At 62.3% G+C, this 19,835-nt stretch carries 13 protein-coding genes; 3 read left to right on the plus strand and 10 right to left on the minus strand.

The genetic code is table 11. From position 1 onward, the window contains the following. Positions 1 to 10: 10 nt before the first annotated feature. From IAE34_RS12530 to hmpA, 8 genes are all read right to left on the minus strand, one after another. Positions 11 to 1,138, minus strand: coding sequence for a hypothetical protein (locus IAE34_RS12530; RefSeq protein ID WP_200139269.1), 1,128 nt, complete (start codon positions 1,136 to 1,138; stop codon positions 11 to 13). Positions 1,139 to 1,280: 142 nt separating this feature from the next. Continuing rightward, positions 1,281 to 2,168 carry a heme o synthase gene (gene cyoE / locus IAE34_RS12535; protein ID WP_200139270.1) on the minus strand — a complete coding sequence of 296 codons (888 nt, stop codon included), beginning with the start codon at positions 2,166 to 2,168 and terminating at the stop codon, positions 1,281 to 1,283. Between the two features lie 11 nt (positions 2,169 to 2,179). Continuing rightward, positions 2,180 to 2,521 (minus strand): cytochrome o ubiquinol oxidase subunit IV, encoded by a 342-nt coding sequence (cyoD, locus tag IAE34_RS12540; RefSeq protein ID WP_200139271.1) that lies wholly within the window; start codon positions 2,519 to 2,521, stop codon positions 2,180 to 2,182. Next, positions 2,521 to 3,144, minus strand: coding sequence for a cytochrome o ubiquinol oxidase subunit III (cyoC, locus tag IAE34_RS12545; RefSeq protein ID WP_029613087.1), 624 nt, complete (start codon positions 3,142 to 3,144; stop codon positions 2,521 to 2,523). Before cyoC ends, cyoD begins: the two co-directional genes overlap by 1 nt. A gap of 13 nt (positions 3,145 to 3,157) precedes the next feature. Next, entirely contained in the window at positions 3,158 to 5,167 is a 2,010-nt protein-coding gene (gene cyoB, locus IAE34_RS12550; RefSeq protein ID WP_200139272.1) for a cytochrome o ubiquinol oxidase subunit I, read from the minus strand. A gap of 3 nt (positions 5,168 to 5,170) precedes the next feature. After that, positions 5,171 to 6,115, minus strand: coding sequence for a ubiquinol oxidase subunit II (gene cyoA, locus IAE34_RS12555; RefSeq protein ID WP_200139273.1), 945 nt, complete (start codon positions 6,113 to 6,115; stop codon positions 5,171 to 5,173). A gap of 558 nt (positions 6,116 to 6,673) precedes the next feature. Beyond that, a complete protein-coding gene (locus tag IAE34_RS12560; protein ID WP_200139274.1) occupies positions 6,674 to 7,180 on the minus strand; it encodes a disulfide bond formation protein B in 507 nt (168 codons plus the stop codon). Between the two features lie 278 nt (positions 7,181 to 7,458). Beyond that, on the minus strand, positions 7,459 to 8,637 hold the full coding sequence (gene hmpA, locus IAE34_RS12565; protein ID WP_200139275.1) for an NO-inducible flavohemoprotein: 1,179 nt from the start codon (positions 8,635 to 8,637) through the stop codon (positions 7,459 to 7,461). A gap of 156 nt (positions 8,638 to 8,793) precedes the next feature. Here hmpA and norR point away from each other — a divergent pair, with 156 nt between their 5' ends. Further along, positions 8,794 to 10,374 carry a nitric oxide reductase transcriptional regulator NorR gene (gene norR / locus IAE34_RS12570; protein ID WP_200139276.1) on the plus strand — a complete coding sequence of 527 codons (1,581 nt, stop codon included), beginning with the start codon at positions 8,794 to 8,796 and terminating at the stop codon, positions 10,372 to 10,374. Positions 10,375 to 10,444: 70 nt separating this feature from the next. Here norR and IAE34_RS12575 read toward each other — a convergent pair whose 3' ends face one another. Next, complete coding sequence (locus tag IAE34_RS12575; protein ID WP_200139277.1) at positions 10,445 to 10,813, minus strand: hypothetical protein; 369 nt, start codon at positions 10,811 to 10,813, stop codon at positions 10,445 to 10,447. Between the two features lie 62 nt (positions 10,814 to 10,875). Next, entirely contained in the window at positions 10,876 to 12,858 is a 1,983-nt protein-coding gene (locus IAE34_RS12580) for a hypothetical protein (protein ID WP_200139278.1), read from the minus strand. A 319-nt stretch (positions 12,859 to 13,177) separates the two neighbouring features. Here IAE34_RS12580 and IAE34_RS12585 point away from each other — a divergent pair, with 319 nt between their 5' ends. After that, positions 13,178 to 17,317 (plus strand): autotransporter outer membrane beta-barrel domain-containing protein, encoded by a 4,140-nt coding sequence (locus IAE34_RS12585; protein ID WP_200139279.1) that lies wholly within the window; start codon positions 13,178 to 13,180, stop codon positions 17,315 to 17,317. Between the two features lie 124 nt (positions 17,318 to 17,441). Beyond that, positions 17,442 to 19,685, plus strand: a complete 2,244-nt coding sequence (locus IAE34_RS12590) for an autotransporter outer membrane beta-barrel domain-containing protein (RefSeq protein ID WP_200139280.1) — start codon at positions 17,442 to 17,444, stop codon at positions 19,683 to 19,685. Positions 19,686 to 19,835 lie beyond the last annotated feature (150 nt).

Consider the following 19,835-nt stretch of genomic DNA (forward strand, 5'->3'; position numbering starts at 1 on the left):
GCCTTGCCCATCAGCGCAGCGATTGGTATGCGGCGCTGGTCAGCGGCGCGAGCCCGAGGCCTTCCTTGGGTTGCATCGACTCGCCGGCGACCTTGTCGAAGTCGGTCTGCTTCAGGCCATGGTGAACGCTGCGCGCCTCGACGCTGCCCTCGGTGATCGCGGTATAGGAATGCTTGCGCATCGCCTGGTACTGGTCATCGGCGTCCAGCATGGCGGCATGGCACTGCTCGAGCGTTGCGTCGTCCAGCGACTCGCGCTTGTCCAGCACCGTGCCCCAGCGCGTCAGGCACACCTCGGCAAAATAGCGCACGATCCTGCCCGGCTCGGCCAATACCTTGCCGCTACCGGCCCCGTCGGCCGAAGCATTGCCCACCAGGGTGGCATGGCGCCCCGGCATCGGGAACAGGTGCACGGGCGTATTGAAGGCGGTCATGGGAATCACGCAGGCAAAGCCCTTCGAGCGTTCGTCCCGTGCATAGAAACCGACATATTCCTTGATGTTCGGCCCCAACTGGACCTTTTCTTCCTGGATGTTACCGACCCCGGGCACAGGATCGATGGCGAAGATGTTCACCGCGACGCCGGCCAGTTCCGGGTCGGCGGCCATGGCGTTGGCCAGCATATGGCAACTGATGCCGCCCCGGCTCCACCCCACCAGATTGACCACGCTGGGGATCAGCGGCTTGCGCATCTGCTTGATCAGTTGCTCCTGCAGGGCCTGGGGGGTTACCGCGCGCTCACCGTAGTCGTAGGTACGCCAGAACCACGACCCGGTGGCCGAGGCATCGGGAATGGGCACGCCGGCCGACTTGAGGTTCTGGTACTGCTCTTCGCTCAGTTGCGTGCGCGACCAGGTGCTCTTGCCCTTGATCACCTGCACCGCGTGCTGCACGTTTTCTTTCCAGCCGGTGCCGAACAAGGTGCCAGTCACTTTCGAATGGTCGCCATCGTCGACGAACAGCGCATCGTCCTGCAGGTTTCCGCTGCCAGGCCCGTCGACGACGATCCAGTCGACGAACTCCCTGCCGCCGGTATTGGCGGCCAGCGTGGCGATCAGCTCGCCATTCCAGAAATTCGGGTTGCGGTCGTCGAAGCGGTGGGATCCGGTGCCGCAGAAGTAGACGGTGAACACGCTCATGTCGAGAGCCTCGTGGGGATTGGGCGCTCGAAACTAAAGCGCGCAGCGCAGGTGGAGGCATCCGGAAAACCTGCCAATCCGCGCATCGAGGCATTAAAAAACCCGGCGCGAGGGCCGGGTTCGGATGTTGCATACCGAGGTTTCAGCGTGCGTAGGTCATCAGCACATCGGCGGCGGTCTGGCTGTCCACCGACATCATCAGGCTCAGCGCCATGACGGTGAGGATGGAGAAGCCGAAGACCTTGCGCGCCCACTTGCTGTCGTCCTCGGCCTTGTAGCCGCCCCAGGCCATGTACAGCCAGTACAGGCCCATGGCGGCGGCGACGGCCAGATAGGCCAGGCCGGCGTAGCCACCCAGGGTGAGCATGGCAGTGGCCAGGACGAACGCCAGCACGTACAGCACGATCTGCTTCTTCGCCGCCAGGATACCGCGCGCCACCGGCAATACCGGAATGTTGGCCGCGCTGTAGTCCTTGAAGCGGAAGATGGCGATGGCGAAGCTGTGCGGCATCTGCCACAGGCTGAACATCACCAGCAGCGTGACCGCTGCCAAGTCGAAGCTGTTGCTCACCGCGCAATAGCCGATCACCGGAGGCATGGCACCGGACAGGCTGCCGACCAGGGTGCCGTGCACCGATTTGCGCTTGAGCCACAGGCTGTAGAAACCGACGTAGACCACGAAACCGATCAGCGCGCAGTACGCCGACAGCGGGTTGGCCTGGACGTACAGCAGGCTGAAACCGGCCACCCCGAGCAGGGTGGCGTAGATCAGCGCGAGGGGCAGCGACATGCCGCCCTGCACCATGACGCGGTTCTTGGTACGTTCCATCTTCTGGTCGATGTCGCGGTCGATGCAGTTGTTGAACACGCAACCGGACGCGACCACCAGCGAAGTACCCACCACCACCGCCAGGAACAGGGCGAAGTCGACATGCCCCTTCGCGGCAAGGAAGAAACCGCCTGCCACGGAAAGCACGTTACCGAAAATGATCCCCGGTTTGGTGATTTGGATAAAGTGCTTCACGGACATGCAGGGTTACCTCACTTGGCCAGCATTTCGAAGTGGATGCTGAAAATGATCCACAGCGACAGGCCGACCAGCAACGCGATGACCAGCGTGGTGAACAGGAACGTCGAGACGTTCGAGCGCTGCTCCTTGGAGCGGTCCATGTGCAGGAAGAACACCAGGTGGACCACCACCTGGATCACCGCCATGGCGACGATGACCAGCACCGTCATGCTCTTGGACAGCATCGGCGACATCGCCAGCGCGAACGGAATCGCGGTGAGGATGATCGAGAGCACGAAGCCGATCATGTACGACTTGACACTGCCGTGGCCGTGGTCGTCGTGGGCGTGGTGAGTGTCGTGCGCGTTAGCCATTACAGAACCCCCAGCAGGTAGACGACGGTGAAGACGCAGATCCAGACCACGTCAAGGAAGTGCCAGAACAGGCTCAGGCAGCTCATGCGGGTCTTGGCGGTCGGCGTGATGCCCTTGGTCTGGATCTGGTACATCAGGATCGCCATCCAGATCAGGCCCGAGGTCACGTGCAGACCGTGGGTGCCCACCAGGGCGAAGAAGCCCGACAGGAAACCACTGCGCTGCGGGCCGTAGCCCTCCATGATCAGGTGATGGAATTCGTAGATTTCCATCGCGATGAAGCCCGCACCGAACAGGAAGGTCACGGCCAACCAGCCCAGCACACCGGCCTTGTTGCCGGCGAACATCTTCAGCATGGCGAAGCCGAAGGTGATCGAGGACAGCAGCAGGAACGCGGTTTCCACCAGCACGAAGTCGAGCTGGAAGATGTCATGACCCGACGGGCCGCCGGCAAAACTGCCGGACAGCACCGCGTAGGTGGCGAAGAGCGACGCAAACAGGATGCAGTCGGTCATCAGGTAGAGCCAGAAACCGAAGACGGTCATCTGGCCCGAGTCGTGGTGGTGATCGTCGTGCCCATGGTCGTGGCCATGGGCGTCACCGTGAATTACTTGACTGGACATTGATTACACCCGTTCAAACGTTTTCGACACGTGCGCCACCGGTAGGCATACCGGCAAGCTGCAGGGCCCGCTGGCGTTCACCTTCGATGCGCGCCACTTCTTCGGCAGGAACCATGTAGCCCTGGTCGTCACGCGCTGCGTGGCGAACGAAGACGGCGATGGTCGCCACCAGGCTCAGGCCTACCAGCCACCAGATGTGCCAGATGAAGGCGAAGCCGAACACGGTCAGGAACATCCCCATGAACAGACCGGTGGAGGTGTTGTTCGGCATGTGGATCGCTTCGTACTTGCCCGGCACCTTGTAGGCGACGTTGGCTTCCTTGGCTTCTTGCCAGGCGTCCAGGCCGACCTTCTCGGGCATGTGGGCGAAGTTGTAGAACGGCGGTGGCGACGAGGTCGACCACTCCAGGGTACGGCCACCCCATGGGTCGCCGGTCACGTCCATGTTCTGCTTGCGGTCGCGAACCGACACGTACAGCTGGATCAGCTGGCAGGCGATACCGAACAGGATCAGCACCGCACCGACCACGGCCACGTACAGGTAGGGTTCCCACAGTGGGTTGTCGGAGTGGTTCAGACGACGGGTCATGCCCATGAAGCCCAGCGCGTACAGCGGCATGAAGGCCACGTAGAAACCGGACAGCCAGAACCAGAAGGCCGCCTTGCCCCACTTCTCGTTGAGGGTGAAGCCGAAGGCTTTCGGGAACCAGAAGGCGAAGCCGGCGATGTAGCCGAACACCGCACCACCGATGATCACGTTGTGGAAGTGGGCGATCACGAACAGGCTGTTGTGCAGCACGAAGTCGGCACCTGGAACGGCGAGCAGTACGCCGGTCATGCCACCGATGGAGAAGGTGACCATGAAGCCCAGGGTCCAGAGCATCGGTGGGGTGAAGCGCACGCGGCCCTGATACATGGTGAACAGCCAGTTGAACAGCTTCACACCGGTCGGAATGGAGATCAGCATCGTCGCCAGGCCGAAGAAGGTGTTGACGCTGGCGCCGGCACCCATGGTGAAGAAGTGGTGCAGCCAGACCGCGAAGCCCAGTACGGCGATGGCGCCGGAGGCGTAGATCATCGCATGGTGGCCGAACAGACGCTTGCTGGAGAAGGTCGAGGTGACTTCCGAGAACACGCCGAAGGCCGGCAGGATCAGGATGTAGACCTCAGGGTGACCCCATGCCCAGAACAGGTTGACGTACATCATCGGGTTCCCACCAAGCTCGTTGGTGAAGATGTGGAAGTCCAGATAACGGTCAACGGTCAGCAGTGCCAGGGCGGCGGTCAGGATCGGGAACGAAGCGACGATCAACACGTTGGCCCAGGTGCAGGTCCAGGTGAAGATCGGCATGTCCATCAGCTTCATGCCAGGGGCGCGCATCTTCAGGACGGTGACCAGGAAGTTCACGCCCGTCAATGTCGTGCCTAGGCCCGATAGCTGTAGCGCCCAGATGTAGTAGTCCACCCCCACGCCGGGGCTGTACTGGATACCCGCCAGCGGCGGATAGGCCACCCAGCCGGTCTTGGCGAATTCGCCGACGCCCAGGGAGATGTTGACCAGCAGCACGCCTGCCAGCAGCAGGTAGAAGCTCAGGGAGTTCAGGAACGGGAAGGCAACGTCACGGGCACCGATCTGCAGAGGCAGAGCCAGGTTCATCAGGCCGGTGAAGAACGGCATCGCCATGAAGATGATCATGATCACACCGTGGGCGGTGAAGATCTGGTCATAGTGTTCAGGCGGCAGGTAGCCTTCGGAACCGCCGGTGGCGACGGCCAGCTGGGTACGCATCATGATGGCGTCGGCGAAACCGCGCAGCAGCATGACCATCGCGACGATGATGTACATCACCCCGATCTTCTTGTGGTCGACCGTGGTCAACCACTCGGTCCACAAGTACGACCACTTGCGGAAATAGGTGACTGCACCAACGACGGCGATACCACCGAGCGCGATCATGGCAAGCGTCACCATGACTATCGGCTCGTGATAGGGTATCGCCTCCAGGCTTAATTTACCGAACATCTCTTACTCCTCTGCACCGGCAGCTGGTTGCATACTCGATTCCACACCCTTGGCAGTGGCCAGGTCTTTGCTGCCTGCTTCTTCGTGGCTCGGACGACCGCGGTTCATGCCTTCGTACTTGTCGACGATCAGCTGGAACGTGTCAGGCGAAGCCTCGCTGTACAGCACCACTGGGTTGTTTTCGCTTGGTTTGGCCAAGGCGGCGTATTCGGCCTTGTCCAGCTTCTTCGGCGAAGCCTTCACTTGCGCGACCCAGGCATCGAAGTCGGCTTGCGAGGTGGCGGTTGCCTTGAATTTCATACCGGTGAAGCCCGCACCGCTGTAGTTCGCGGAAATACCGTCGAACTCGCCGTTCTCGTTGGCGATCAGGTGCAGCTTGGTGGTCATGCCGGCCATCGCGTAGATCTGCCCGCCCAGGCCAGGGATGAAGAACGAGTTCATCACGGCGTCGGAGGTCACGCGGAAGTTGACCGGGGTGTTGGCCGGGAAGACGATCTTGTTGACCGTGGCGATGCCCTGCTCGGGATAGATGAACAGCCATTTCCAGTCCAGCGCGACCACGTCGATCTGCACCGGCTTGACGTCCGAGTCCAGCGGACGGTACGGGTCCAGGCGGTGGGTCGACTTGTAGGTGACGTAGCCCAGCACGATGATGATCAGGATCGGGATGATCCACACCGCCGCTTCGATCTTGGTCGAGTGCGACCAGTCGGGGGTGTAGGTGGCCGAGGTGTTGGACGCGCGATACTTCCAGGCGAAGACCAGGGTCATGATGATGACGGGGATCACCACCAGCAGCATCAGGCCGATCGCGATCAGGATCAGGTTCTTTTGCTCGATACCGACCTGACCCTTGGGGTCGAGCAGGGTCCAGTTGCACCCACTGAGCAAAAGCATGCCTAAGAAGGGCAATATGCCAAACAGTCTGGGGTAACGCTTTTTACTCATCTCACGACCTCTAGATCAGCTTGCTTCAATGCAAAGTGTTTTGTTCGCCAACACGTCGTCCTGCTCAGCGTCAGCATTTTTAAGCCCGAACCCCCTCCGGCCGGTGATCCGACTGCAGGATCTGGGCGTTGGAAGTATGGTCGAGCTTGGGGTTTTTCGTAGGCTAAAGGCCTGTACTTCAGACCAAGTCCATTTGGTGCGTGAAAACGCGGAGGGATATCCGCCCGGATCGCCGTCGGGCGAAACTTGGCGAAGTCAGCAAAAGGAGCGCTGGGGCTTCCTTCAATCCTGCGACTTGCAAGCAGTGCCGAACGGAAATTGGGGGCGATTGTAGATAGGTCAAACCCCCTTTACTATGACTTATTGAGCAACAATCCTTTACAGAAACAGTAACAATAAGCCACGAATCATCAACTTCGCGACAGTTTGTCGCACCCCTGACAGTAGACCTGGAGACCGCGTGGCGCAAGGCCTCCAGCCTGACCCAGGTCAGTCCTGCGAGGGATTTCGGGGTCGATCGACCACTGCAATGGGCCTACGTCAAACAGGGACTTTGGTCTAAGCGCGGCGACGATTTCGGTAGATTCCCAACGGCACCAGCAAGGTCGTGAGCACGAAGGCCACCAGGGCCCATTGCGCCAGCGACAAGCCCAGCACGGGCGGGTATGGGGTGGTGCAGAATCCGTCGACCTGAAACGCCAGGGGCCACACCCGCGCCAGCGGCAGGTCGTCGACGATCGGTTGCAGCACATCGATACCGCAGCTCACCGCCGGGTTGGCGAGTATATAGACATGGTTGCCCGCCGCAACGACGCCGCCCAGCGCACTGAGCACCACCAGCACCTCGAAGAAGGTCAGGCTGCGCCGTCCAGGCATGGCCGCGGCGATGAACGCGAACAGGGCGATGAGCAGCAGCGCATAGCGTTGCAGGATGCACAGCGGGCATGGCGCCTCGCCCAGCACCACTTGCATGTACAGCGCGCCGCCGATCAGCGCCAGGCAGATCACCCCAAGCAGCACCAGAAAGCGCCGTTCCCGATTCAGGCGCAGGTTCGATTCATTCATTGCCGGTTCCTTCGATGGAAAGTTGCAGGCCCGCTGCGCGATGGCTCATGGCCCAAAGTGCGCCAGTCTACACGTCGAACGGCTCTGCGCAGGACTGAAAAGGCGACAATCCCCAGGGCCGTGTGCTCGGTCCACGGGGAGCTGAGACCGACGATGCAGCACTCGGTTCAGCGTTACGCACGCAAATAGAGGGGCGAGCGTCGCACGGCAGTGAAAGATACGGCGATTAAGCAGGGGTTAACGCCAGCCAGGGCGAGCGAGCCGCCCTGGCGTCTTCATCAGTGCAGGTCCGCGGCGGGTCCGAAGAACTCGTAGTGGCTTTGCGCAGTGGGCACGCCCAGGGCTGCCAACGATCGTTTGATCGAGGCCATGAAACCCTTGGGTCCCAGGAAATACACCTCCACGTCCCGTTCGCGCGGCAGCCATCGGGCCAGCAGGTCATCGTCCAGCAGGCCAACGGCATCGGCCGCCGGATGACCGTCGGCCTCGGTATAGCAATAGAAGCGCTGCAACTGGGGATGTCGAGCCGCCAGGTCATCGACCCATTCACGAAACGCGTGCACGGCGCCATTGCGCGCGCAATGGATGAAGCGGATCGGGCGGCCGGTCTGCAGCGCGGAGTCGAGCATGGCCAGGGTCGGGGTAATGCCGACGCCGCCGCTGATCAACACCAGCGGCTTGTCGCCACCGGCCAAGGTGAAATCGCCCGACGGCGCGAACAGCGTCAGCTCATCGCCCACTTGCAACTGCTCGTGCAGATGGTTGGACACCACACCGCCCGCTTCGCGCTTGACGCTGATGCGGTACTGTCGGCCATCGCAGAGTGCCGAGAGCGAATAATTGCGGCGCTGCTCCTGGCCCTCGATGAACACTCGAAGGCCGATGTACTGCCCCGGCTCGGCCTTGAGCACCGGCAGGCCGTCTACCGGCTCCAGGTAGAACGAGACGACTTCCGCGCTTTCCTGCTGCCGACGCGCGAGGCGGAAAGCCCGACCGCCTCGCCACCCACCTGTCGCGTGTTCCTTGGCCTGGTAGAGCCCCTCTTCGGCTTCGATGAGGATGTCCGCCAGTTGGCCATAGGCCGCGGCCCAGGCCTCGAGTACCGCCGCAGTGGCGACCTCCTTGCCCAGCACCTCCTCGATGGCGCGCAGCAGGCAGCGGCCGACGATGGGGTAATGCTCCGGGAGGATCTGCAACGCCACGTGCTTGTTGATGATCTGCACGACCAGATCGCCCAGCGCCTCGAGTCGATCGATATGCCTGGCATACATCAGTACGCCGTTGGCCAGCGCACGCGGCTGATCACCGCTGGCCTGATGCGCCTGATTGAACAAGGGACGCACTTCGGGGTATTCGCTGAGCATCATCTTGTAGAAATGAGTGGTCAGCGCCTCGCCGCCACTTTCGAGCAGGGGAACGGTGGCTTTGATGATTTCACGGTGTTCGGCAGTGAGCATGTCTGCAACTCCTGAGCCTTGGGGCTATGAATGGTTGCAGGGCTCATATCAGCAATCGTGCCAATCTACAGACCCCATGAAATCAAGGGTTTCAGGGGGATCCGTGTCAAAAGGACTCGCAGCGGCGTATAGTCCTTTTGACCCACAGGAGTCAGAATGACCAACAACCTTTTGCTCACCGCCCTCTTGCCCCTGGTCAGCGATCTGTCACGCGATCTGCCTGATCACGAGCGCTACCGTCGCCTGCTCCAGGCCATGCGGACCCTGTTGCCCTGCGACGCCGCGGCACTGCTGCGCCTGGATGGGGAATGGCTGATTCCCCTGGCGATCGACGGACTGTCCACGGACACCCTGGGCCGCCGCTTCAAGGTCAGCGAACACCCTCGCTTCCAGATCCTGCTGGGTAGCGCGCATCCCACCCGCTTTGCCAGCGATTCCTCGCTACCCGACCCCTATGATGGCCTGGTCGATGCCACCGGCGCCGACCTGCACGTGCACGACTGCATGGGCTGCCCGCTGAGGGTCGAGGACCGCGCCTGGGGCTTGCTCACCCTGGATGCCCTGACCCCTGGCCAGTTCCAGAGCCAGCACCTCGAGGCGCTCGCAGCCTTCGCCAGCCTGGCGGCGGCGACCGTGACCGTGGCCGGGCGAATCGAGCGCTTGGCCCTGCGAGTGCAGGATGAGCAGCGGCGCGCCGACCTCTACCGCCAGGCCCAGGACCGCAACCAGGAATTGATCGGCCAGAGCCCGGCGCACCAGCGCCTGATGGACGAGTTGCACCTGGTGGCCGGCAGCGACCTGACCGTATTGATCACCGGTGAAACCGGCGTGGGCAAGGAACTGGTCGCCCAGGCGCTGCACCGCGCTAGCCATCGCGCCGACAAGCCGATGGTCAGCCTCAACTGCGCTGCCCTGCCCGACTCCCTGGTGGAAAGCGAACTGTTCGGCCACGTGCGCGGCGCGTTCACCGGGGCTCATGGCGAGCGCCGGGGCAAGTTCGAACTGGCTGATGGCGGCACGCTGTTGCTCGACGAAGTCGGCGAGCTGCCGCTGGCGGTACAGGCCAAGCTGCTGCGCGTGTTGCAGAGCGGGCAGCTACAACGCCTGGGATCGGACCGTGAGCACCGGGTCGACGTGAGGCTGATCGCCGCCACCAACCGCGACCTGGCGGCCTGCGTGCGCAGCGGGCAGTTTCGCGCCGATCTCTACCACCGGTTGAGCGTCTACCCTCTGCCCGTCCCGCCTCTGCGCGAGCGCGGGCAAGACGTGCTGCTGCTCGCGGGCCGCTTTCTCGAACAGAATCGCTCACGTCTGGGCGTGCACAACCTACGCCTGAGCAAGGCTGGCGAAGCTGCGCTACTGGCCTATTGCTGGCCGGGAAACGTCAGGGAGCTCGAACACCTGATCAGCCGTTCGGCACTCAAGGCGCTGGGCCGTGATCTGCCACAGCCGGGAATAGTGGAGCTCGGGGTGGAAGACTTGAGACTGGAGGGCGCGTCAGAGCGCATCGCGAGCGCCGATGATGCAGTGCCCGACCGCTCCACGACCGGGGTATCTCCACCCAGCTTGCGCGAAGCGATGGACGCGCACCAGCGGCAGTTGATCGAGCAATGCCTGGAGCGCAATGCGGGAAATTGGGCCGCCACCGCCAGAGAACTGGCCCTCGATCGCGCCAACCTGGGCAGGCTGGCGCGGCGCCTGGGGATGCGCTCGGCCTTCATCGAAAAACAGCGTTGAAACGCAATGCGCTGATGCACCGTCGCCTGACACGCGTTGCACGTGCCAGGCGACGGCATCCCAAGGTGATTCACGCGTGCGGATTTGGCACCGTCAGCATTACCGGGATGCCCACTAAGGCCGATAACGGCCCACCATTGACGCGATAGCCGAACCAGGCCTTTTCTCCATCCAGCTGTTCAAAATCGCCGCGTGAAAAGGCCACCGCCAACTCATTACCAGGCTGCTTGACTACGAACTTCGGCAATACCATCTTGCCGTCGTTCTCATCCTGGCTGGAGCCTACCCACAACTGCACGACATCATACTCTTCGCTACCTGCATAACTCGCGACCCTGGCTTCCAACTTACCATCTGCGGTCAGTACTTGAGTGGTGATCGCTTCACGCTGTTCATCCGTGAATTGGAGAATGCCATATTTCATAGATTTATTGATCATCTCGAATCCTGCCTGGAAAAAGGGAAAACGAATGCCTCGTCAGCATCATTGGAAATAGCGTATCAAGGCAGAATGCAAACATTAGTGCCCGGTTCATTCATTGCAACGTAAACATAGCCTTCGCCTGCATGCACTGGCACGCCCTGGTCATTCTTCAGTGAATAATTGACGAAGGCACCGTTGCGGCAGATCCGGATCAAGAGAGTTGGGTATTCCAGCCGCACATCGATCCAACCGTCATCCAGGTTCTTTTGGGTCAATGGAATATCGACACCCGGCAGGCGCGATGCCTCGATGAAGTTATGAGGGCCCGCAGGTGGCGTTTCTTGACCATCTGGCGTCACCACCCCGACGAAGTCGTAACTGACTTTTGGATTTTTGCTCAATTCGATATTGGTGACACCCGCCAACGGAATCCTGAAGAATGTGCCCGTCCGGCGCAGTCTGTACTGGAGCGTATTGATTGATTCCCTGCGTTCAGGGAACGTGGCGGGGGCAAGAGGCTCGCCGTCGTTGGGAAGGCGGTTGCCGGCGCTGACGGTGACGATTTGAGTGGGCGAAAGAGCGTGCGACGGCACTGTCCCGCCCGTACTGGTCGGCAGATAGCGCGTCACCTTGAACGATACGTTGAACTCACCTGCCCCCGTTGGCTCGATAACGGAGTCGAATGGGACGGGGTAGACGATGTCCGCACCCTCATTCTGGGGCGTGATGGTAATGGGCAGAAGCTGCGGGTCCTCGATGTTGTCCCACTTCAACTGAATGATGTCGCCGACCTCCCAGATAGGCTGGCCGTCTACGCCGAGACGGAAAATGGTCGCCGTCGCATCTTCCCCGAAGTCGCCTGACTCGATGGTATTGTCCGGGCTGGCTCCGCATTTGATGAGCGGCGCTTGGATGTTGCCATGCCATGGCAACTCCGGATTGGGATCGGGGTCCGGGCCACCGGGCGTGGTGAGGTTGACTTCGACTGGGGTGGGGGCCGCCTCGGCCGGAAGCTGACCAGGCCGGCGCATCTCGTAGGCGACATCGACAGTGCCGTTGCCGGCTTGCTTCACCACCGCGTAAGGCACTCCGATGATAGCGACCGGATCGCCCCCCACATCGGCGTCGGTCAGCGTGTAGGTCGCCACGGGTATACCACCCCAGGTAATGGCGATGACGTCACCTGCGGCAGCACCCGAATAAAGGGGAATGCGAACCTCGACGTCGGGATAGGCGTCCTCGTAGGTGATCAGGCCATCGTCCTCGAATTCGGGAACGATGGCTGGGAAAAGTGTCGGCAACTGCACCGCAATGGCGACCCCGATCGGGCTGGACATCACGCTGACATTGCCCGCCCAGTCCCTGAGCCTGTAAGCGAGATAACGCCACCCGTCACCGGCGGCCTCGAGTTGAGTCCGGGTAATGTAGGCGTCTGGCGCCTCGCCTGGAACGATCACTGTGAATTGATCACCGAGCCAGGTGCCTGAGGCTTCATCAGTGCGCGAGCCGATCCAGAATTCGATCGTGTCATCGACCTCCGCACCGAAGTAGCTGTTCACCTCAAGGAGCAGTTTGTCGTCCTGCAGATCCTTTTCTGTGATACCGGAGGCTTGCTCCGGAGTCAGCGAAATCTGTCCCGGCCGCTTGCCACCGGGTGCGATCTGGTCGAAGCGGGTACGGACCTCGAGGCCGGCGAAGTCTCCTTCACCTGTGTACAGATCTTCAATGAAGTAATCCAGAGCGAGAATCCGGTCGGTGCCTTTGGCGGGAAAAAAGGACGTGGGCATCTGGATTACGAATTCTGTAACAGCTGGATCATCGAAACCGAGTTCTCTTACAGGAAATTCTTCACCCACGCGCTGGCCATCGATGACCAACTGAATGAAATCGTTGCGATGTATTTCCGCTCTGGCAATACGAATCTCCAGATCCTGCTCGAGATAGGAAATCGGCACAATGGTTCTTTTCTCATCACGCCCAACAATGGTCATCGGTTGCAATTGGCGAATACCGATACCCGAACGCTGACGACTTGCCAAGATTTTGCTAGGCGCATTCATATAATCATCCTCTCACGCAGTGACTGAGCCGAATAGATAAAGATCCAATCTCGATCGCGGATAAAAGTGACAAGGGTAACGCCCCTCGCCGACTCATCTGCACGTCAATCTAGAGCAGCGGTCATGCCATGTAACCTAGCATTTTTATCAGGTGCGCAAGTGCGCGATCACTCTATAGTCAAGCCAGCACGCTTATAGCGAATAAAGCGCCTCTCCCATCTTCTGAGGAACAATCGTCATGACCCGGTGCAGACTTTTTCACTATGTCGCGAACTCGTCGTCCTCGCTGTTGCTATTGTATGCGTTGGTACCTGTAGGGATGGCTGCCACGCTGCCTCCAGGCACTAGTGCGACGATCGGCCCTGGCACCGCGCCCGAGCGTTGGAGCCTAAACGCGGCTGAACTCACGGCGACACCGGGCGCCGCTACGCTGGATATCATCGGCCAGGCCGGCTCGACAGTGACCCTGGACGGCACCTCGGTGCAAGGCGGCAATCTCACGGGGCTGCAGCTCATCGAATCCACGGCCACCGTAGCCAACTCCACAATCGCCTCCACGGGGGGCATCGGCATGTCGGTCGTGAAGCCCAACGCAGCGGCCACGACCAGCTCCACGGCCCTGGTGAGCGACAGCAGCATTTCCGGCATTGGCCGCGGCGTGAACGTCTCGGGCGGAAGTACCGCCACGTTGATCAACTCGACCGTCAATGGTTCCGGGACGCTCGGCAGTACCGTGGCGGGTAATGGTCTGGGCCTTTCGCTGGTCGGTGGCGAAGCGATCCTGCGTGGCAGTAGCGCCGTGGGTAGCAATCGCGGCGCTGGCCTGTTCGGCCTTGGGGGAAGCAACGCAGCGCCACGACTTGAACTGGACAATTCCAGCCTGACCTCCCAGCAAGGCAGCGCGATCGTTGTCAGCAACTTGAACAGCCAGGCAATGTCGGCGGACATCGTGATCGCCAATGGCTCACAGCTCACTTCGGCCAATCAGACGCTGATCGAAGTCGGCTTGCCGACCGACGCGCCCGGCAGCGTCAGCCAGGCGCAGATCCTGATCGATGCCAGCACCCTGACCGGCAATATCCAGGTCGCCGCCACGGCCTTGGCAGACGTCGCCATGCGCAATGCCGCCGCCTTGACCGGTGACCTGAACAACCTCGCCAGTCTGGCCATGGACGCCAGCACGGTCGACGGCAACCTCAATCAGCCGGTCGGTTCAACCGCAGCGGCTACGCTGACCAATGGATCGCGGTTCACTGGCAACATCAACAACGTGGGTACACTGAGCGTCGACGCCAGCCAAGTGAACGGCAACGTGGTGTCAGTAGCTGGCAGCGCGACCACGGTGAGCCTGAGTAATGCCTCGACCCTCACCGGCACCGTCAGCAACGCCGCCAGCCTGGCCCTGGACAACAGCGGCATGACCGGCGACATGACCCAGGATGCAGCCGGCACCGGCACCCTGAGCCTGGCCAATGGTTCGACGCTCGACGGCAATGTCACCAACGTCGGCAGCGCCACCCTGTCCACCGGCTCCAGCATGGTCGGCAACTTCAACGACGTCGGCACCCTGGCTCTGAGTGCGGGCACTCTGCAAGGCGATGTACTGTCGGCGCCCGGCAGCAGCACCGCCGTGACCTTGAGTGATGCCTCGACCCTCACCGGCACCGTCAGCAATGCCGCCAGCCTGGCGCTGGACAACAGCAGCATGGCCGGCGACATGACTCAGGCCACCCCTGGCACCGGCACGCTGAGCCTGGCCAATGGATCGACGCTCGAAGGCAATGTCACCAACGTCGGCAGCGCCACCCTGTCCACCGGCTCCAGCATGGTCGGCAACTTCAGCGACGTCGGCACCCTGGCCCTGAGCGCCAGCACCCTGCAAGGCGATGTACTCTCGGCGCCCGGCAGCAGCACCGCCGTGACCTTGAGTGACGCCTCGACCCTCACCGGCACCGTCAGCAATGCCGCCAGCTTGAACCTGGACAACAGCAGCCGCATGACCGGTGATTTCACCCAGGACGCCGCCGGCACCGGCACCTTGACCCTGAGCAACGGTTCGGTGTTCACGGGCAACGTCAACAATGTCGACACCATTGCGCTGAGCGGTCTTTCGACTCTGGAAGGCACTGTCAACAACGCCACCAGCCTGGCGCTGGAGAACAGCAGCGTGACCGGCAACATGACTCAGGCCACCCCTGGCACCGGCACGCTGAGCCTGGCCAATGGGTCGACGCTCGAAGGCAATGTCACCAATGTCGGCAGCGCCACCCTGTCCACCGGCTCCAGCATGGTCGGCAACTTCAACGAGGTCGGCACCCTGGCCCTGAGCGCCAGCACCCTGCAAGGCGATGTGCTGTCGGCGCCCGGTAGCAGCACCGCCGTGACCTTGAGCGACGCCTCGACCCTCACCGGCACCGTCAGCAATGCCGCCAGCCTGAACCTGGACAACAGCGGCATGACCGGCGACATGACCCAGGCCACCCCCGGCACCGGAACCCTGAGCCTGGCCAATGGCTCGGCGCTCGACGGCAATGTCACCAACGTCGGCAGCGCCACCCTGTCCACCGGCTCCAGCATGGTCGGCAACTTCAACGAGGTCGGCACCCTGGCCCTGAGCGCCAGCACTCTGCAAGGCGATGTGCTGTCGGCGCCCGGCAGCAGCACTGCCGTGACCTTGAGTGACGCCTCGACTCTCACCGGCATCGTCAGCAACGCCGCCAGCCTGAACCTGGACAACAGCAGCCGCATGACCGGTGATGTCACCCAGGACGCACCCGGCAGCGGCACCCTGAACCTGGCCAACAGCGCTGAACTCATCGGCAACGTGCGCAATGTCGACGCCGCGACCCTGTCCAGCGGCTCGCGGATGACCGGCGATTTCATTCAACCCGGCAGCTTGCGACTCGATGCCAGCAGCGTGACAGGCAATGTCTCCTCGGCGCCCGGCAGCACCAGCGCCGTCAGCCTGAACAATGCCTCGACCCTGGACGGCAACGTCAGTAACGTCGCCAGCCTGGCCCTGGCCAATAGCAGCATGACCGGCAATCTGCTCCAGGACGTCGCCAACAGCGGTACCTTGAGCCTCACCAATGGCTCGCTGCTGACCGGCACCGTGCGCAATGTCGGCACCACTACCATCAGCGGCAGTTCCCGCCTGGCCATGATCGACGATTCCAGCGTGGGCGCCCTTAGCCTGGATGGCGGCACGGTCGACCTGCGCGCAGGTCAGGCTGGCTTTCGCACACTCACGGCCACCAGCCTCCAGGGCACCGGCACCTTCGTGATGGGCACCGATCTGGCGGCGCATCAGGGCGACCTGCTCAACGTCGAGGGTCAGGCGCAGGGCGCACACGGCCTGGCGATCCAGAACACCGGCGCAGAGCCGCTGTCGGGCGACCAGCCGCAACGTGTGGTCCACACCGAAGGCGGCGCCGGGCAATTCCGTCTGCTCAGCGAGACCGGCACCGTGGATGCTGGCGCTTACTCCTACCTGTTGCAACAGCGCGATACCGACTGGTACCTGGTCCAGGCCCAGGATCCGATCATCTCACCCAGCGCGGCAGTGGCCATCGCGGTCTTCAGTGCAGCGCCGACGGTCTGGTACGGTGAAATGAGCACCTTGCGCAGTCGCATGGGCGAGCTGCGTGAAGGGGGCGCTGGCCAGGGCGGCGTGTGGGCGCGTACCTACGCCAACCGCTACCGGGTCTCCACCGCCGATCAGGTGGACTACCAGCAGACCCAGCAGGGTATTTCCTTCGGGGCCGACACCGCGCTGCCGGCGCAAAGTGGCCAGTGGCTGGTCGGCGTGATGGGCGGCTACAGCGATTCGGAACTGAACATGCGCCTGGGCAGCAATGGTCGGGTCGACAGCTACTACCTGGGTCTGTACAGCACCTGGCTGTCGGACAGCGGCTTCTACCTGGATGCGGTGCTCAAGGCCAACCGCTTCGACAACAAGGCCGACGTGCGCATGAGCGATGGCGTCAAGGCCAAGGGCGATTACTCCAACTACGGGGTGGGTGGACAGGTCGAGGCCGGCAAGCACATCAAGCTCGACGATGGCTGGTTCGTCGAGCCCTATGCGCAGGTGGCGGCCCTGTGGGTCGAAGGTGAGAACTATCGCCTGGACAACGACCTGCGTGCCGACAGCAACAAGGCGGACTCGCTGCTGGGCAAGGTCGGCACTCACATCGGCCGCACCGTACCGTTGCAGTCGGGAGGCTTCGTGCAGCCCTATGTCAAGGTCGCAGCGGCCCGTGAGTTCGCCCGCAACAACGAGGTCAAGATCAACGACAACACCTTCCACGATGACTTGTCCGGCGCGCGCCTGGAACTGGGCACGGGTCTGGCGGCCAAGATCAGCGACACCTTGCAGGCCCATGTCGACCTGGACTACAGCACGGGAAAACACATCGACCAACCCTGGGGCGTGAACGTGGGAGTGCGTTTCAACTGGTGAAGATGAAGGGGGATACAGCAGCAGGTGTAGGCTTTGTCCTGCTAGCTTTAGGAAACCTCCTACATTCTCCCAGAGATGATCACGGTTGAATTCCGCCGTCACTTTATAACGGTCGAGTTCACTCATGAAACTTACCCCTCTAGCCCAGCGCCTCACGGCGCTGGGCTTCGCTTTTACTCCATTCAGCGTTCTGGCCAGTACGGTCGTCGTGCCCGGGGGCTCCACACTCACGGTCGGTCCAGAGGCTCCCCGGTATGCCTACCAGGTCGAGCGTGACGCCACGTTGAACGTTACCGCCGGCGCCAGTACCGCCCAGATCAGAGCGACCGGCGGCGCCCAGGTGAATATCAGCAATGCCGATGTCAGCGCCACCGGCGACAACGGCCTCGCCCTCTACGACAGCCACGCGGTCATCGATGGCAGTCGCATCGTCGCTCGGCTCGATCCCGCCGCTGCGAACAAGCAGGCGTATGGCATTCGCCTTTCAGGATTCGATCAGGCCTCCAGCGCGCGCATTTCGAACAGCTCCGTTTCCGGCATGGGCCGGGGCATCAACGTCGCCAACAACGCGACCGTGGATCTGAGCAATACCCAGGTGCATGGCCACGCGGCAGGAAGCTCCGATGCCATTCCAGGCGGCATCGGCATGGTCATCGCGGGAGCGAGCGCCAAGGTGCGCGAGAACAGCCAGGTCACGGGTGACCGCAACGGTGTGGTGATGCTCGCCGGCATCACCAACGATACCGAGCACGAGGCCCATCTGCTCGTGGACAGTTCCACCATCGCGGGGAGCGAAGGCAGCGCGATCCGAGTCATCAGCTATCGCGACGTGGACCAGAAGGTCAATATCCACGTCGCCAATGGCTCGAGCCTGATCGGCGGCAACGGCAACATCCTTGAAGTCGAGGAGAAAGCCAGCGTCGATTTTTCGGTGAGCGACAGCCGCCTGACCGGCAACATCGTGGCCCACGAAACTGCCGAGCTCGACGTGACGCTGGCGGACAACGCCGCCCTCACCGGCACCATCCATGGCGCCAGCACGCTCGCCATCGATGGCACCTCGCAATGGAACCTCACCGGCGACTCCGACGTCGGCAGCCTCAACCTGGATCAAGGCACGGTGAACCTGCGCAACGCCTCGCCGGACAGCGGCTTCAACCGCCTGCAACTGGGCGAGTTGTCCGGCAGCGGTACCTTCATGCTCGGCGCCGACCTGAGCACCGGCCAGGGTGACTTGGTCGACGTCAGTGGCAAGGCCAGCGGCGACCACCGCCTGCTGGTGGAGAACACCGGCACCGACCCGAACGCCGCCATCAGCGACCATCAGGTGGTCCATACCGGTGAAGGCAGTGACGCGCGTTTCGACCTGGTGGGTGGCCAGGTGGATTTCGGCACCTATGCCTATGAGCTGGAGCAGCGCGACGACGACTGGTATCTGGTGCGCAAAGGCGACACCACCACCCCGGGTACGCGCTCGGTCACCGGCCTGTTCAGCGCCGCGCCGACCGTGTGGTACGGCGAATCCGCCACCCTGCGCAGCCGCATGGGCGAACTGCGCAACGGCCAGGACCAGGGCGGCGGCTGGCTGCGCAGCTACGGCAACAAGCACAAGGTCAGCGCCGGCGCTGGCGCGGCCTACGACCAGGTGCAGCAAGGTATCGCCTTCGGTGCCGACCTGCCGATCGGCACCGGCGACGGTCAGTGGCTGATCGGCCTGATGGGCGGTTACAGCCGCTCGGACCTGGACCTGTCCGGTGGCACTTCGGGCACGGTCGACAGCTTCCACGTCGGTGCCTACAGCACGTGGCTGGCCGAAGACGGCCTGTACATCGACGCGCTGATCAAGGCCAACCGCTTCCAGAACAAGTCCGACGTGCGCATGAGCGACGGGCGCAAGGCCAAGGGCGATTACAACAACAACGGTATCGGTGCCACGGTCGAGGTCGGCAAGCACATCAAACTGAACGACGGCTGGTTCGTCGAACCCTACAGCCAAGTGTCGACGCTGTGGATCGATGGCGCCGACTACAGCCTGGACAACGGCATGCGCGCCAGCGCCAAGAGCGCCAGTTCCGTGCTGGGCAAGGTCGGCAGCCATGTCGGGCGCAACTTCTCGCTCGAGCAGGGTGGCTTCATCCAGCCTTACGTGAAGGTGGCGGCCGCGCATGAGTTCGCCAAGGACAACAAGGTACGGGTCAACGACAACCGGTTCGCCAACGACCTTTCCGGTAGCCGCATCGAACTGGGCGCTGGCGTCGCGGCCCAGGTGACCGAGGTCTTGCAGGTCCAGGCGGGCTTCGACTACATGAAGGGCAAGCATATCGAACAGCCCTGGGGTGTGAACGTAGGCGTGCGCTACAACTGGTGATGCAGCGAACACGCGGTCACCTGCAATGGGTGCCAATGCGTGCCACGGGGCTGCCTCGCAGCCCGAGGGGTTCATCGCAGCGGCGGCGCCGATCGCCGCTGCGATGAACCGGCCTTACTTGCCCTCTTCGGCCTCAAGCACCGGCCTCCC

It is taken from the genome of Pseudomonas sp. S30, from assembly GCF_016518545.1.
Taxonomy (GTDB): Bacteria; Pseudomonadota; Gammaproteobacteria; order Pseudomonadales; family Pseudomonadaceae; genus Aquipseudomonas.